General features: G+C 63.5%; 15 protein-coding genes. 8 read left to right on the top strand and 7 right to left on the bottom strand.

Annotation, left to right across the window (positions count from 1 at the left end; translation table 11 throughout):
• Positions 1-165: 165 nt before the first annotated feature.
• A complete protein-coding gene (locus LU493_RS19075; RefSeq protein ID WP_275289397.1) occupies positions 166-555 on the top strand; it encodes a hypothetical protein in 390 nt (129 codons plus the stop codon).
• Positions 556-679: 124 nt separating this feature from the next.
• Here the strand turns inward: LU493_RS19075 and asd are convergent, their stop codons facing one another.
• From asd to rsgA, 3 genes are all read right to left on the bottom strand, one after another.
• The gene (asd, locus tag LU493_RS19070; protein ID WP_275289396.1) at positions 680-1,516 is read right to left on the bottom strand and encodes an archaetidylserine decarboxylase; all 837 of its coding nucleotides are present in this window, start codon (positions 1,514-1,516) and stop codon (positions 680-682) included.
• 188 nt (positions 1,517-1,704) lie between these two features.
• Complete coding sequence (locus LU493_RS19065; RefSeq protein ID WP_275289395.1) at positions 1,705-2,535, bottom strand: sulfurtransferase; 831 nt, start codon at positions 2,533-2,535, stop codon at positions 1,705-1,707.
• A 60-nt stretch (positions 2,536-2,595) separates the two neighbouring features.
• The gene (gene rsgA, locus LU493_RS19060) at positions 2,596-3,630 is read right to left on the bottom strand and encodes a small ribosomal subunit biogenesis GTPase RsgA (protein ID WP_275289394.1); all 1,035 of its coding nucleotides are present in this window, start codon (positions 3,628-3,630) and stop codon (positions 2,596-2,598) included.
• An 84-nt stretch (positions 3,631-3,714) separates the two neighbouring features.
• Between rsgA and orn the strand changes: the two genes are divergently transcribed.
• A complete protein-coding gene (orn, locus tag LU493_RS19055; RefSeq protein ID WP_275289393.1) occupies positions 3,715-4,308 on the top strand; it encodes an oligoribonuclease in 594 nt (197 codons plus the stop codon).
• Positions 4,309-4,350: 42 nt separating this feature from the next.
• On the opposite strand, the gene LU493_RS19050 is transcribed toward orn, so the two are convergent.
• Positions 4,351-5,139 carry an SIMPL domain-containing protein gene (locus tag LU493_RS19050; protein WP_275289392.1) on the bottom strand — a complete coding sequence of 263 codons (789 nt, stop codon included), beginning with the start codon at positions 5,137-5,139 and terminating at the stop codon, positions 4,351-4,353.
• Positions 5,140-5,331: 192 nt separating this feature from the next.
• Here LU493_RS19050 and LU493_RS19045 point away from each other — a divergent pair, with 192 nt between their 5' ends.
• Positions 5,332-6,450: an AI-2E family transporter gene (locus LU493_RS19045; RefSeq protein WP_275289391.1), complete on the top strand. Its 1,119-nt coding sequence runs from the start codon at positions 5,332-5,334 to the stop codon at positions 6,448-6,450.
• Positions 6,451-6,521: 71 nt separating this feature from the next.
• On the opposite strand, the gene trxA is transcribed toward LU493_RS19045, so the two are convergent.
• Positions 6,522-6,845 (bottom strand): thioredoxin, encoded by a 324-nt coding sequence (trxA, locus tag LU493_RS19040; RefSeq protein ID WP_275289390.1) that lies wholly within the window; start codon positions 6,843-6,845, stop codon positions 6,522-6,524.
• A gap of 235 nt (positions 6,846-7,080) precedes the next feature.
• Here trxA and cysB point away from each other — a divergent pair, with 235 nt between their 5' ends.
• Complete coding sequence (gene cysB / locus LU493_RS19035) at positions 7,081-8,052, top strand: HTH-type transcriptional regulator CysB (protein ID WP_275289389.1); 972 nt, start codon at positions 7,081-7,083, stop codon at positions 8,050-8,052.
• Positions 8,053-8,141: 89 nt separating this feature from the next.
• Here the strand turns inward: cysB and LU493_RS19030 are convergent, their stop codons facing one another.
• Together LU493_RS19030 and pabB are read right to left on the bottom strand one after the other, a co-directional pair.
• Positions 8,142-8,762, bottom strand: a complete 621-nt coding sequence (locus tag LU493_RS19030) for a phosphoadenosine phosphosulfate reductase family protein (protein ID WP_275289388.1) — start codon at positions 8,760-8,762, stop codon at positions 8,142-8,144.
• Between the two features lie 125 nt (positions 8,763-8,887).
• Positions 8,888-10,240, bottom strand: a complete 1,353-nt coding sequence (gene pabB, locus LU493_RS19025) for an aminodeoxychorismate synthase component I (protein ID WP_275289387.1) — start codon at positions 10,238-10,240, stop codon at positions 8,888-8,890.
• A gap of 227 nt (positions 10,241-10,467) precedes the next feature.
• Between pabB and LU493_RS19020 the strand changes: the two genes are divergently transcribed.
• The 4 genes from LU493_RS19020 to prpD all read left to right on the top strand — a co-directional run bounded on the left by LU493_RS19020 (position 10,468) and on the right by prpD (position 14,919).
• The gene (locus LU493_RS19020) at positions 10,468-11,199 is read left to right on the top strand and encodes a GntR family transcriptional regulator (protein ID WP_275289386.1); all 732 of its coding nucleotides are present in this window, start codon (positions 10,468-10,470) and stop codon (positions 11,197-11,199) included.
• Between the two features lie 11 nt (positions 11,200-11,210).
• Positions 11,211-12,101 carry a methylisocitrate lyase gene (gene prpB / locus LU493_RS19015; RefSeq protein WP_275289385.1) on the top strand — a complete coding sequence of 297 codons (891 nt, stop codon included), beginning with the start codon at positions 11,211-11,213 and terminating at the stop codon, positions 12,099-12,101.
• Between the two features lie 65 nt (positions 12,102-12,166).
• Positions 12,167-13,294: a bifunctional 2-methylcitrate synthase/citrate synthase gene (prpC, locus tag LU493_RS19010; RefSeq protein WP_275289384.1), complete on the top strand. Its 1,128-nt coding sequence runs from the start codon at positions 12,167-12,169 to the stop codon at positions 13,292-13,294.
• Between the two features lie 140 nt (positions 13,295-13,434).
• The gene (prpD, locus tag LU493_RS19005; RefSeq protein WP_275289383.1) at positions 13,435-14,919 is read left to right on the top strand and encodes a 2-methylcitrate dehydratase; all 1,485 of its coding nucleotides are present in this window, start codon (positions 13,435-13,437) and stop codon (positions 14,917-14,919) included.
• Positions 14,920-15,138: the final 219 nt, after the last annotated feature.

Genomic DNA, 15,138 nt, shown 5'->3' with positions numbered 1-15,138 from the left:
CTGGGGCCGGTGGAGGAACGTTTCGGCCAGTCAGGCGCCGGCGAAGTGCCGAAGGCGGCCTATCGCAGCGTGCCCTTCGTCGCCCATGTGGGCTGAACGGCTGATACTGGAAGGCCGTTACAATGGGGCTACACATACACAGTTCAATATTCTGGAAAGTGCGTCATGAAAGATTCGGGTATCAAAGTGGCCACCTATGCTTGCCCTGCGTGTAAAGAGCGAGTCGGTCTCCGGCATGGCAATGCGCAACGGCTGTTGCGTCGAGAGACGGCCGAGTGTCCCAAGTGCGGCGCGGACGATCTTGTGGCGGGGGCGTCAGGCGAGATGCTGGCACGACACCTCCGCCAGATGGATGAGGCGGCGAAGCAGTATTCCCGCGTGGTGCTGGTGACGGTGCCGATCATCCTGGCCAGCCTGGCGTTACACTTCTTCGGGAAGATTCCGACGACGGTCTTTGCGGTGATCTTTCTGCTTGCCATGGGCATTCAACTCATGGGCAAACCGAACAAGGCCGTTCGTTCGCCGGTCGAGATCGAGCTGGAGCGGTCGAGCTGACAGTCCGGCTATCGTGATCCCAAGGCCAGCGTTGCCGGCCGACTCGCCACGATCTGCTCGAAACAAAAGGGCCCACTCTGTTGAGTAGGCCCTTTTCGTTGGTGGATCAGAGGGGAGGAGGCTTTCAGTCGAACTCGCCGAGCCGCTGGCCCATCCTGACCGTCTGTTCCGCGGCCAGGTCGCCGAAATCCACTTTCTCGTCGAAGGCCATCACCACGGTGGAGCCGAGCTTGAAGTGGCCCATTTCCTCGCCCTTCTCGAGGTGCACCGGGGTGTCGAAGCGGATGCGCTGCACGCCGCCGCGGGGCAGGGGCGTGATCTGCCCGGCCCATACCGTCTCGATGGCGGCGACGATCATGGCGCCGACCAGCACCAGGGCCATGGGGCCGTGCTCGGTGTCGAAGTGGCAGACCAGGCGCTCGTTGCGGGCGAAGAGGTTGGGCACGTGGTGAGTGGTGGCGGCGTTGACCGAGAACAGCCGACCCGGCACATAGACCATCTCGCGGAGTGTGCCGGCCACCGGCATATGCACGCGATGATAGTCGCGCGGCGACAGGTAGACGGTGGCGAAGCTGCCGTCGCGGTAGCGCTCGGCGGTCTCCAGGTCGCCGCCCAGCAGGTCGGCGGCGGTGAAGTCGTGACCCTTGGCCTGGATCATCCGGCCGTGTTCGAGGCCCCCGAACTGCGAGAGGGTGCCGTCGGCCGGCGAGATCATCCCCTCGCCGATGGGGCGGGCGCCGTCCTTCAGCGGCCGGGTGAAGAAGTCATTGAAGTTTGGGTAGGCGCTTGGATCCGGCTCGTGAGCCTCGCCCATGTCGACCTTGAATTGCCGGATAAAGGCGCGGATCAGGACGTCCTTCAGCCAGGGCAGGCGGCATTCGGCCAGCCGGCCGACCAGCCGCGAGAGCAGGTGGTGGGGCAGGGGGTACTGGATCAGGGCAAACAGCTTGGCTGGGATCACGAGGGGCGTTCCAGTTATGCGGTGAATCGGAGTTCGGTGAGGTCGGTGAGATCAGAGATAGGGCCGGCTGGCTTGAAGCTGGAAGAGCGGCGCTTCGCGCCTGGAAGCTAGAAGAAAAAACGTCGATCCCATGATGACGGGGCTCATGCTGCCTTCCAGCTTCCAGCTTCCAGCTTCCAGCTTCCAGCTTATTTCTCGATCGGCGTGTCGTCGCGGTTGCCCCATTCCTTCCAGGAGCCGGCGTAGGCGCGCATCTTCTCGAAGCCCAGCGCCTTGCCCACCAGCCAGGTGAAGCCGCTGCGGTGGTGGGTCTGGCAGTGGGTGACCACTTCCATGTCCGGGGTCAGGCCCAGTGCCTCGAGCTCGGTGACCAGCTCGGCATAGTCGCGGATGCGCAGGTCGCGTTCCTTGTCCATGGCGTCGGTCCAGTCCAGGTTTACCGCGCCGGGGATATGGCCCAGACGCTTGTTGTCGCCCTTCTCGCCGTCATATTCGGCGCGGGTGCGGGCGTCCCAGATCGCGAAGCCCTGTTCGCCCAGGCGCTCGGTCAGCTCGACGCGGTCGATGGCCACCTCGGGGTGGAGGATTTCGGCCTGGTAGTCGCTGGGCGTCGGTGCGGTCGACTCGGTGGATGTCGGTTGCCCGGTGGCGCGCCAGGCATGGATGCCGCCGTTGAGGTAGGAGTAGCGGGTGTGGCCGATCAGTTCCAGGGTCCACAGCAGCCGACCGGCCCAGCCACCGCCCTCGTCGTCGTAGGCCACCACATGGGTGTCGCGGGTCAGTCCCAGGGACGAGAACAGCGCCGACAGGGCCTCGGCGTCCGGCGCCTCGTTGGGTACCTCGCCCGCGCCGCGCAGCAGCCGCTTGTAGTCCAGGAAGACGGCGCCGGGCACGTGGCCCTGTTCGTGGCTCTCGGCCTTGAGCGGTACGTCGATGATCAGCAGCGAGGGGGCATCCAGCTTCTCGGCGAGCTGCTCGGGCTCGACGATCAGTGGCAGCAGGTTGTCTTCGGAACTCATGGTGCTCTCCTGAATCGTTCTGGCCTGAATCGTCCTGGCTCGGGATATTCCGTCTTTATCTCAAGTCTCGTCGAGACTGTCGACGATACGACGATAGCTGGCAAAGCGGTCGGCGTGAATCTCGCCGCTGTCCACGGCGGCGAGCAGCGCGCAGCCCGGTTCGTGGCGGTGGCGGCAATCGCGGAAACGACAGTGTCCCAGGTGGTCGCGAAATTCGATGAAGCCCTCGGCCACCTGGGTCTCGTCCAGGTGGATCAGGCCGAACTCGCGGATACCCGGGGAATCGATCAGTTCGCCGGCCTCGGCATCGTTCCGGTCGCCCGGGGCGAAGCGATAGAGCCGGGCGGTGGTGGTGGTGTGGCGCCCCTTGCGGGAGTCCTCCGACAGGGCGCCGATGCGCAGCTCCTCGTCCGGCAGCAGACGGTCGATCAGTGAGGACTTGCCGACCCCGCTCTGGCCGACGAACACCGAGGTGCGTGCGGCCAGCCGTTGGTGGAGGGCGTCCAGGCCGCCGTCGCGGGCGGTGCTGGTGGTCACTACCGGATAGCCCAGTGCTGCGTAGCGGTCCAGCAGTACGCGCAGCTCGCCGCCGCTATCGGGCAGCAGGTCGGCCTTGTTGAGCACCAGCACCGGGGCGATGCCAGTGGCTTCGGCGGCCACCAGGTAGCGGTCGATGAGGTTGGCGTGGGGCTCGGGCTCGACGGCGAAGACGATCAGGATCTGATCGATGTTGGCGGCCACCGGCTTGAGCTGCCCCCGGGCGTCGGGGCGCTCGAGTACGCTCTGGCGCTCGCCGCGGGCCACCACCACGCCGCTGCCGTCCTGGCCGGCGCGCCAGATCACCCGGTCGCCGGTGACGAGGCCCTCCAGGTTGGCGCGCAGGTGGCAGCGCACCGGGGGCGGCTCGCCTTCGGGGCGCACGTCCAGGGTACGGCCGAAGTGAGCGATCACTCGTCCGGGCTGTTCGGGGCCGTACTCGCCGGCAGCGAGCTTCTCGGCATCCTGTTCGCCGCGCTTCTCGGCGCGCTTGGCCCGTTCGGCCTGGATCTTCTCGACGCGCCAGCGTTGCTGGCGGCTCAACTTGCGTTTGCTCATGATGGCCCGAAGGTCGGTACAATGGCGGCATTGTACTCATCAACGGGGCCGGCTGTCGCCGGCCGCTCGACCAAGGATGCTCCCATGGCCGCGAATCAAGACGCTCAGGATCCCCGCACCCAGCGCCTGGTGTGGATCGACCTGGAAATGACCGGGCTCGACCCGAACCGCGAGCGCATCATCGAGGTGGCCACTCTGGTCACCGATGCCGACCTCAACGTGATCGCCGAGGGCCCAGTGATTGCTGTCCACCAGCCCGACACCCTGCTCGAGGCGATGGATGACTGGAACCAGAAGACTCACGGTGCCTCTGGCCTGGTCGCACGGGTCAAGGCGAGCACCGCCGACACGGCCAAGGCCGAGCGCGAGACGCTGGCGTTCCTGAACGAGCATGTGGCGCCGGGCACCTCGCCGATGTGCGGCAACAGCATCCATCAGGATCGCCGTTTCCTGGAGCGAGAGATGCCCGAACTGCTGGCGTTCTTCCACTACCGCAACCTGGATGTCTCGACCCTCAAGGAACTGGCCAAGCGCTGGAATCCCGGGGCGCTGGTCGGCTTCAGCAAGCGCAACGTCCACCTGGCCATGGATGACATCAAGGAATCGATCGCCGAGCTGGCGCATTATCGTCGCACGTTTCTTCGCCTGGATGACGAGGAGAGCGACGAGGAAGAGTGAGCACCTGGGCAAGCCCCGGAGGGCTTGCCGGGACTCGGTGCCTTATTGCTCGGATGCGATCTCCCAACTGACATTGACCATGGCATCGAGGGTAATGGTGCCGGGGCGATATTCCGGGCTGGAACCGGCGCTTTCACGAGCGGCGTCGGCGCTCATGGCCATCATGCGTGGCTGGAACACCGGTGAGCGGTTTTCGCTCACGTTGACCACCGGCCCGAGGGTCACGCCGAGGGTCCGAGCCATCAGCTCGGCCTTGTGGCGTGCCTTTTCCAGTGCCTTGGTCAGTGCTTCGTCGGTTGCCTGTTCGCGGTCGGAGAGATCATAGGTGACGCCGTCGAGGGCGTTGACACCGGCCTCGGTGAGGGCATCGAGCATCATCGGCAGGTCGTCGAGATCGGCGATCTCGATCTGGAAGGGACGTTCCAGGCGAGTCCGCACCAGCGGCGTCGGCTCGGACTCGCCGTCACGCTTGCCTTGCAGAGATTCGGGCTGCACGCGCAGCGATCCCGCGCTGATGGCATCACGCTCCAGGCCGGCATCCTCCAGGGTTTGAATCAAGGTGGCAGCGCGTTCTTCGAGGCGCTGTCGTGCCTTGGCCAGTGCTTCGGGATCGGTACGGGTATCCTCGCGTTGAGCGATGGCGGGGGTGCGTTCCCAGAGGCGTGCGCTCAGTGTGGCTTCGTCCGGCACGACCTGAAGTTCGGTCTGAGCCTGCACGTCAAGCCGGTTGCGGGGGGTGTCCTGCTGTGCGGCGGCCAGCATGGGGGTGGCGAGCAGCAGAGCGGAGAGCAGGGCGCCCGGCAGTAACGGGCGTCGACGAACGAGTGACATGGCGCTTTCCTTTTCGCGGTTGAGTCTGTGCTTGGAGCCTCGGGACGGGGTCGGGTTCCCCGATGTCTTCTCGACGCTGCCGTATTGCGTATTTGCTGCACGATCCGGTGCCGCTCACGGGACGGGCGCGTTGTACCCTGGCATGGCAGACGGCATCATGAGCACTCTTATCATCAGTGGAGTATGGCGGGCATGGCGAGACCCGACGACGACTTTGAGCGTAGCATCCCTCTCAACCTGACGCTGGCGCTGGCCGCCCTGGTGATCATCGTCGCGGGGATGCGGGTCGGAGCGGGCCTGCTGGTCCCTCTGCTGTTGTCGTTGTTCATCGCGGTGGTCTGCACCGCTCCCGTGCAATGGCTGCATCGCCTGGGCCTGAGCCGGCGTCTGGCGGTCTGGTTGACCCTGGTGGTGATCGGGGGCTTCATCTCGTTGCTGGGCATTCTGCTGGTCAATAGCTTCGGGACCTTCGTCGAGGCGCTGCCGGGTATCGAGGAAAAGCTCTACCAGTATTATCTCGGCATCCTCGATGGCCTGGCCAACTTCGGACTGGCCATCGACACCGGCTGGCTGTCCGATCTGTTCGATGCCGAGAAGTTCGGCAACTGGATTCCCGCGTTACTGGGTCAGGTCGGCAACCTGATGATGCAGAGCGTGGTGGTGGCATTGCTGGTCATGTTCCTGCTCTTCGAGACGCTGAACTTTCGCGACAAGCTATCGCGCGCCCTTGCCAATCCCGCCCCGAGCCTGCGTCGCTTCCACGAGTTCAGCATGACCCTGAAGCGCTATCTGGCGGTCAAGACGCTGGTAAGCCTGGCCACCGGTGCCTTGATCTGGGTGGCCTGCCAACTGGTCGGCGTGGAGTTCCCGTTGCTCTGGGCGGTGCTGGCGTTCGCGCTCAATTACATCCCCAACATCGGCTCGGCGATCGCTGCGGTGCCGCCGGTATTGCTGCTGCTGGTGTCACCCGACGGCGGCCTGTTCAAGGCGCTGATCCTCAGCGGTGCCTATCTGGGGGTCAATTTCGTGCTCGGCAATCTCATTGAGCCCAGGGTGATGGGGCGGGCGCTGGGCTTATCCACCTTCGTGGCCTTCCTGTCGCTGGTGGTCTGGGGCTGGGTGTTCGGCGTGGTGGGGATGCTGTTGTCGGTGGTGCTGACGATGACGCTCAAGATTGCCCTGGACAGCCATCCGCAGACGCGCTGGATCGCACACTTGCTGGGGCCGGGCACGGGGCCCATCGAAAAGGCCGACCGACCTCCCTCGGAACGGAGCGGGGACGATGGGAAGGAGAACGAGGAAAACGCCTGAGCGCTTGATCCAGACAAGCGCGCCCCGGCAAGTCCGGGGCGCGTCGTGCTGCTGAGTCGACTCGGTGTCGATCAGGCGTTCTGGTCGATGAACTGGGTCAACTGTGATTTGGACTGGGCGCCGACCAGGGAAGCGACCTTGGCGCCGGACTTGAACAGCATCACGGTAGGCACGCCACGCACGCCCTGCTCGGCGGCGATTTCCGGCGCGTCGTCCACATTGATGCTGACGATCTTGAGGTTGCCTTCGCGTTCCTCGGCGACCTCGTCGACCACCGGTGCCATGACCTTGCAGGGGCCGCACCAGGGTGCCCAGAACTTCAGCAGGACCGGGGTCTCGGCATTGAGGACTTCCTGCTCGAAGTTGGCGTTGGTGACATCGACATTATTGGCCATGGGATTCTCCAGTTACTACGTTGCGCGGCATCGCGCGGAAGATCAGGCATGCAAGCATGCTGGTCGGTCGATGGTAGCGGTCGACCGGGATGCTGGCAAATCCGCGTGCGACCTTGGCCGCATGCCGGTTCGTTCGGGTGACGGTGCTCATGATATGCTATAAAGTAATCACGGACGATTTTTTTATGTCGCAATGGACTTTTAATGATGTCGCGGCACGCAAGGGGGGAGGGTCATGAAGCTCCAGCAGTTGAGGTATATCTGGGAAGTCTCGCGTCATAATCTCAATGTTTCGGCGACCGCTCAGAGCCTTTATACCTCGCAGCCCGGCATTTCCAAACAGATTCGCCTGCTCGAGGATGAACTCGGTGTCGAGATCTTTGCGCGCAGCGGCAAGCATCTGACCCGAGTCACGCCGGCGGGGGAGTCGATCATCGAGTTGGCCGGCCAGGTTCTGCGTTTGACCGACAACATCAAGCATGTCTCCCAGGAACACAGTGATGAGCGGCGTGGCAGCATGGCCATCGCGACCACCCATACCCAGGCCCGTTATGCCCTGCCGCCGGTGATCCGCGAGTTTACCGGCCGCTACCCGGACGTGGCCTTGCACATGCAGCAGGGCACGCCGCGCCAGATCGCCCAGATGGTCAGTGACGGCCAGGCCGATTTCGCGATCTGTACCGAGTCGCTGGATCTGTTCAATGACCTGGTATTGCTGCCGTGCTATCGCTGGAATCGCTGTGTGCTGGTGCCTCGGGGCCACCCCCTGGCGGAAGCCGACCCCCTGACCCTGGAGACCCTGGCCGCGCACCCCCTGGTGACCTATGTCTTCGGCTTTACCGGGCGTTCGCAGCTCGATGATGCCTTTCGCGCCAAGGGGCTATCGCCCAATGTGGTGTTGACCGCCGCCGATTCGGACGTGATCAAGACCTATGTGCGTCTGGGCATGGGGGTGGGCATCGTCGCCCACATGGCCGTCGACCCGGAGCAGGATGACGACCTGGTGGCGCTGGATGCTGGCCACCTGTTCGCCAGCTCCACCACCAAGATCGGGATTCGGCGCGGCACCTTCATGCGTGGCTACATGTATGATTTCCTCAAGGGCTTTGCCGGGCACCTCGAGCGGGAACTGGTGGAGGCCGCCCTGGAAGCCGGGCCGCGTCACGAGGACGAGTTGTTCCGGGATATCGAACTACCGGTGCGCTGAGTGAGCATGCAGGGGATGTGAAAACGACGAGGCCCGTCCAGTGGACGGGCCTCGTCGTTGGTGAAGGCTTGGCTGACCGACGCTGTGGCTCAGTGTTGCAGGTGCAGCCCGCATTCGCGCTTTTCCTCGACCTTGGTGGGGTCGAAATAGTCGAATTCGTTGGGCAGGTCATGGGCCTTCAGGTACTGGTACATGTCGCGCGCCGTCCAGTGCAGCAGGGGGGCGATCTTGAGCAGGCCGTCGGCGTTGCGCGTCACCGGCTCCATGCGAGCGCGTTCCGGTGTGTCCTCGGCGCGCAGCGCGGTGAACCAGACATCCGGTGCCATCTCGCGCAGGGCGCGATTGAAGGGTTCGAGCTTGACCTCCTCGGTGAAGGCCGCATGACGGGGGTCGTCGATGCCCGGCATCAGGCCCTCGACGGCTTCGCGATGGGCCCGTGAGCGCTTCGGCAGATAGGTGATCAGGTTGAGACCGAGGCGCTTCACGAGCGCATCGGCATAGCGATAGGTGGCGTCGGTATTGTAGCCGTGGTCCATCCACACGATGGGAATGTCCGGACGTTGACGCGCCACCATGTGCAGGATGACGGCCTCGAAGGGACGGAAGTTGGTGGTGCAGATAGGGCGGCTGCCCTGTTCGAGGGACCAGCGAATCAGGGCCTCGGGGTCGTTGCCGAGATCACGGTTGATGACGTCGAGTTGCGGCTCCATAGGGAAGCTCCCGGATGGTGACATTCAATCTGGATGCCACACTAGCAGAGCCGCGACAGGCTTCCCCAATACCGATTCATTGGATGTTTATTCCTTTATGGATTAAGGGTGCCTTTCTCTTATTCCTAGATGTGTTGTTTCTCCGACGGCGTCAGGGCCTGCATCAAGTGTCGGATCTTGTCGAGTGTTTCGGTGTATTCCTCATCACCCCGCGAATCCGCCACCAGGCCGCCACCCCCCCAGAGGTGCAGCCTGCCCTCGTCAGCCACGGCGGTGCGAATGGCGATCGAGGTGTCCATGCGCCCTCGCACGTCGACATAGCCCAGGCTGCCGCAGTAGGCGCTGCGAGCGGAGGGTTCCAGCTCGTCGATGATCTGCATGGCGCGCACCTTGGGCGCGCCGGTGATGGAACCGCCCGGGAAGGCGGCGGCCAGGAGCTCGAGTGGCGAGCGTTCCTCATCCAGCTCGCCGGTGACCACGCTGACCAGGTGGTGAACGTTGGCGTAGCTCTCCAGGGTACAGAGTTGCGGTACTCGGACGCTGCCGGGTCGGCAGACCCGCCCCAGGTCATTACGCAGGAGGTCGACGATCATCACGTTCTCGGCGCGATCCTTGACGCTGGTGGTGAGCGCCTCGGCGAGTGCCTGGTCCTCCGCTTCGGTACGACCGCGTGGACGGGTGCCCTTGATTGGCCGGGTTTCCACATGGCCATCGGCGCAATGCAGGAAACGTTCCGGCGAGAGCGACAGGATGCCCTGGTTGCCCCAGGCGATGAAGCCGGAGAACGGCGTGGGGGTAGCGCGCCGCAGGCGGCGGTAGGCATGCCAGAGATCACCGCTGTAGGGCGCGCTGAAGCGCTGGGCGAGGTTGATCTGGTAGCAGTCGCCTGAGCGAATGTAATGCTGTACGGCATCGAAACGCGCCAGATAGCCATCACGGCTTTGCTCAGGCTGGAAAGGGCCGGTCAAGCGGAAGGCATCGGTGGCGGGTGAAGGCGCGTTCAGCCATGTCAGCACCTGATCGCGTCGGGCGGCGTTGGCCACCAGCCAGGCTTCGCGGCGTTGGTGGTCCTGGATGATGGCCCAGTCATAGAGGCCGACGCGGCTATCCGGGAGGCTGGCCACTGTCGTGGCATTGCCGGAAATCGGCTCGAGGCGATGCCCCAGGTCGTAGCTCCAGTAGCCGATCAGCCCGCCCAGGAAAGGCAGGTCACTGTCGGGAACTTCACGGGGAAGTCGCTCCAGCAGGGCTTTCTGCGCCTTGAAGGGGGCGACCCGCTCGCCGGGCATGGCCGGATTCCGGCTCTCCGTCTCGAACGTTTCCAGCGGGTCGCACGAGAGAATGTCGTAACGCCCCCCCGGGGCCTCGGGGCGGCCGCTGTCGAGCAGCACGGCCCCCGGACGATGACGCAGGACCGCAAAGGTCTCCAGAGGAGAGGTCCGGTACGGCAGTGGGGTGATTTCGAGTGATGATGTCATGGTCGCGCCTTACCTCAACAGGCGCCACATTCTAGGCGCCTTGGCGGCATTTGTCCCTGCCGAGCCGAGGTGTCGGATCAACGCCGCCCCTATGTTGTCGACACTCATGAGAAAATGCCCCTCGTTGTCTACAACTAAAGGGGGAGGGGATTCCATTCAGGCGCGTGTTGACCCGATAATGGGGGCTGGCTAAAGTGCTTCAATTCCTTTTATTGTCGACAATTATCATGAACAATGCCTTATCCGGAACGGCCGCGACTCCCGAAGTCCGCACTCTGGCGGAGCGGGTCTTTCAGCAACTGCAGGATGCCATCGTGCGGGGCGAGCTGGCGCCGGGCAGCAAGATCACCGAGCCCGGCCTGTCGCAGGCCTATGGTATTTCCCGTGGCCCCCTGCGGGAGGCCATGCGACGCCTGGAGGCGCATCGCTTGATCGAGCGGGTGCCGCATGTCGGTGCCCGAGTGGTGAAGCTGTCGATCAAGGAACTGCTGGAACTCTTCGACGTTCGCGAAGCCCTGGAAAGCATGGCGGCTCGCCTGGCCGCCGAGCACATGAATGCCGAGGAAATCGCTGGGCTTCGCGAGGTGCTGGCCGTGCACGAGCGGCAGTCGGACCTGCGCCGTGGCGAGGCCTATTACCAGCGCGAAGGCGACCTGGACTTTCATTACCGCATCGTTCAGGGCAGCCACAACCGCATGTTGATGGGGTTATTGTGCGATGACCTTTATTACCTGGTCCGCATGTATCGCACCCAGTTCAGCGCCAGCGGTACGCGCCCCCAGCGAGCCTTCGTCGAGCACCATCGCATCGTCGATGCCATCGAGGCTGGAGATGCCGAGCTCGCCGAACTGCTGATGCGTCGTCACGTCAGCGCTTCCCGAGAAAACGTCGTCGACCGCTACGCTGCCGCCCTGAATCAGGAAGGGGAGACGTCCACGCTGGACACTCCCGGCTCATAATGGAGATCGTCATGACGCAACCTACTCCCGGTGCCCGTTTCCGCGCCGCCCTGGACGCCAACCGGCCGCTACCTGTCGTCGGGACCATCAATGCCTACACGGCGATGATGGCCGAACGCGTCGGTCATCAGGCGGTCTACCTGTCCGGTGGCGGCGTGGCCAACGCCTCCTTCGGCCTGCCCGATCTCGGCATGACGACCATGAACGACGTGGTCGAGGATGCGCACCGCATCTGCGGCGCCACCGACCTGCCGCTGCTGGTGGATATCGATACCGGCTGGGGAGGCGCCTTCAACATCTCGCGTACCGTCAAGGAGATGCAGCGTGCCGGTGTGGCTGCCGTGCATCTCGAGGACCAGGTCGCTCAGAAGCGTTGTGGTCATCGTCCCAACAAGGCCATTGTTTCCCGGCAGGAGATGGTGGATCGCATCAAGGCGGCGGCGGATGCCCGGGTGGATCCGGACTTCTATCTGATCGCTCGCACCGATGCCTTCCAGAAAGAGGGGCTGGATGCGGCCATCGAACGCGCCAATGCCTGCATCGAAGCGGGCGCCGATGCCATCTTCGCTGAAGCGGTGCATACCCTGGAAGACTATCGCGCATTCTCCGAGCGCATCGACGCGCCGATCCTGGCCAACATTACCGAATTCGGCGCGACGCCGTTGTTTTCCCAGCAGGAGCTGGGAGAGGCGGGCTGTCGGATCGTGCTTTATCCACTCTCCGCCTTCCGTGCCATGAATGCCGCGGCGCTCAATGTCTATCGAAGCATTCTCGACAACGGGCATCAGCGCGACGTGGTCGACCAGATGCAGACACGGGAAGAGCTTTACGACTTCCTCAACTATCACGATTTCGAACGCAAGCTCGACGCCTTGTTCGCCGGCAACGACGGCAATGAGTAGCGCATCGGTGCAGCAAGGCTTTATGAAAAGACGCGATAACAACACCCACTACGAGGAGACACAACATGGCAGACAAACCGACTAATGGCGCCGGTCTGCGTGGCCAGAGCGCCGGCTCCACGGCGCTATGCACCGTCGGCAAGTCCGGCTCCGGCTTGACCTATCGCGGCTTCGACATCAAGGAACTGGCCGACAAGGCGCGTTTCGAGGAAGTGGCCTACCTGTTGTTGAAAGGCAAGTTGCCCAATCAGGCCGAACTCGATGCCTATGTCGCCAAGCTCCAGGGCCTGAGAGGCCTGCCCGCGGCACTCAAGACAGTGCTCGAGCAGATCCCGGCCAGTGCCCATCCGATGGACGTGATGCGCACCGGTGCTTCCATGCTCGGTAACCTGGAGACCGAGGAGAGTTTCGCACAGGAGCAGGACATCGCCGATCGTCTGCTTGCCGTGCTCCCCGCGATCATCTGTTACTGGTATCGCTATTCCCATGACGGGGTGCGGATCGAGACCGAGACCGACGATGTGTCTGTGGGCGGCCACTTCCTGCACATGCTGCGTGATGAGCCGGCCTCCGAACTGCACGCTCGAGTCATGAACGTCTCGCTGATCCTCTATGCCGAGCATGAGTTCAACGCTTCTACCTTTACCGCTCGGGTCTGTGCCTCGACGCTTTCCGACATGCATTCCTGCGTGACAGGGGCCATCGGCTCGTTGCGTGGTCCGCTCCACGGCGGTGCCAACGAGGCAGCCATGGCGATGATCGAGAATTGGCAATCGGCAGATGAGGCCGAGCGCGAATTGCTCGGCATGCTGGAGCGCAAGGAGAAGGTCATGGGCTTCGGACACGCCATCTATCGCGAGTCCGATCCGCGCAACGCCATCATCAAGCACTGGTCGAGCCGGCTCGCCGAGGATGTGGGCGACACCGTTCTGTATCCGGTATCCGAGCGGGTCGAGGCGGTCATGTGGCGCGAGAAGAAGCTGTTCTGCAACGCGGATTTCTTCCATGCCAGCGCCTACCACTTCATGGACATCCCCACCAAGCTGTTCACGCCGATCTTCGTCTGCTCGCGGGTCACCGGCTGGTGTGCCCATGTCTTCGAGCAGCGCGAGAACAACCGCATCATCCGGCCGAGCGCCGACTACACCGGCCCAGAGAAGAGTGAGTGGGTGCCGATCGAGCAGCGTGACTGATACACCGCGCCCTGCGATCGCTCGGGCCTCGTTGCCGAGAACTTCGGCGACGGCAAGGCCAGCCGGAATGATCCGCCCCTGGACACGCATCGGTGCCGGGGTGGTTACACGATCCCCTTCAGCAAGAGGAAGTCACCTCCATGAGCCAGACCGTCGAAAGCAATGTCCGACCGGACTATGACGCCGAGTTGCGCAAGATTGCCGATTATGTCCTCGATTATCGCGTCGACAGCGACGAGGCGCTGGATACCGCGCGCAATTGTCTGATGGATACCCTGGGCTGCGGGTTGCTGGCGCTTCGCTTCCCGGAGTGCACCAAGCACCTGGGGCCCCTGGTCGAAGGGACGGTGGTGCCGCATGGTGCCCGTGTCCCGGGGACTTCCTTCCGGCTGGATCCGGTCAAGGCCGCCTGGGACATCGGCGCCATCATCCGTTGGCTGGACTACAACGACACCTGGCTGGCCGCCGAGTGGGGGCACCCGTCCGATAACCTGGGGGGGATCCTGGCGGTGGCCGATCACCTGTCTCAGAAGCGTGTCGCCGAGGGTGAGACGCCGCTGACCATGCGCGATGTCCTCGAAGCCATGATCATGGCGCATGAGATTCAGGGTATTCTGGCCCTGGACAACTCCTTCAACCGCGTCGGTCTCGATCATGTGGTACTGGTCAAGGTGGCATCCACGGCCGTGACCGCCAAGATGATGGGGGCCGATCGCGAGCAGCTGTTGTCTGCCTTGTCGCATGCCTGGGCCGACGGCCAGAGTCTGCGAACCTATCGTCATGCGCCCAATGCCGGCTCGCGAAAGAGCTGGGCGGCGGGTGATGCGACCTCAAGGGGGGTACGGCTTGCCGATATCGCCCTGCGTGGCGAGATGGGCATCCCCGGCGTGCTGAGTGCGCCGCAATGGGGGTTCTACGACGTTGCCTTCAGTCATTCCAACAAGGATCTGTCGCTCAAGGCGCTGGAGGAGCGCAAGTTCACCTTCCAGCGGGAGTTCGGGACCTACACCATGGAGAATGTGCTGTTCAAGATCTCCTTCCCTGCCGAGTTTCATTCCCAGACCGCCTGTGAGGCGGCCGTGACGTTGCATCCACAGGTCAAGGATCGCCTGGACGAGATCGACAGGATCGTGCTGACGACCCATGACTCGGCGATTCGCATCATTTCCAAGTCCGGCGAACTCGCCAATCCCGCCGATCGGGATCACTGCCTGCAGTACATGACGGCGGTGCCGCTCATCTTCGGCCACCTGGTGGCCGAGCATTACGAAGACGATTTTCACGCTGCCAATCCGGTCATCGACGAGCTGCGCGACAAGATGGAGGTCGTCGAGGACGAACGCTATTCTCGTGACTATTACGATCCCGAGCATCGTTCCATCGCTAATGCGATCCAGGTGTTCTTCAAGGATGGCAGCGCCACCGACAAGGTCGAAGTCGAATATCCGATCGGTCATCGCCGCCGCCGCGCCGAGGGGATCCCGGTGCTGGAAGAGAAGTTCAAGCGCAGCCTGGCGACTCGCTTCCCGGGCGGGCGTTGCGAGGCGATCATGTCCTTGTGCAAGGATCAGTCCCGGCTCGAGGCGACGCCGGTCAACAAGTTTGTCGACCTGTTCGTGATCTGAGGGCTCGACGTACTCGGCCGCCATGAGGGCGGTCGAGTGGGTCTGGCCTCGTGGTGGCGTGATGGCCATGGGGAAATGTCCATGGAAGGATGAGCGAGGCTGGGCTATATTTTTTGTCTGAAGGGCTTGCACAGCCGGCTCATGATCCGTAAAGTACGCATCCGCTGCCGGCGACGGGTCAACGTCGCAAGCGGTGAAGGGTGGTAGAAGCCCCTGTTT

It is taken from the genome of Halomonas elongata (assembly GCF_029081005.1).
Lineage (GTDB): Bacteria > Pseudomonadota > Gammaproteobacteria > Pseudomonadales > Halomonadaceae > Halomonas > Halomonas elongata_B.
The sequence above is the reverse complement of the archived record's forward strand: the minus strand, read 5'-3'. Positions and strand labels throughout refer to the sequence as shown.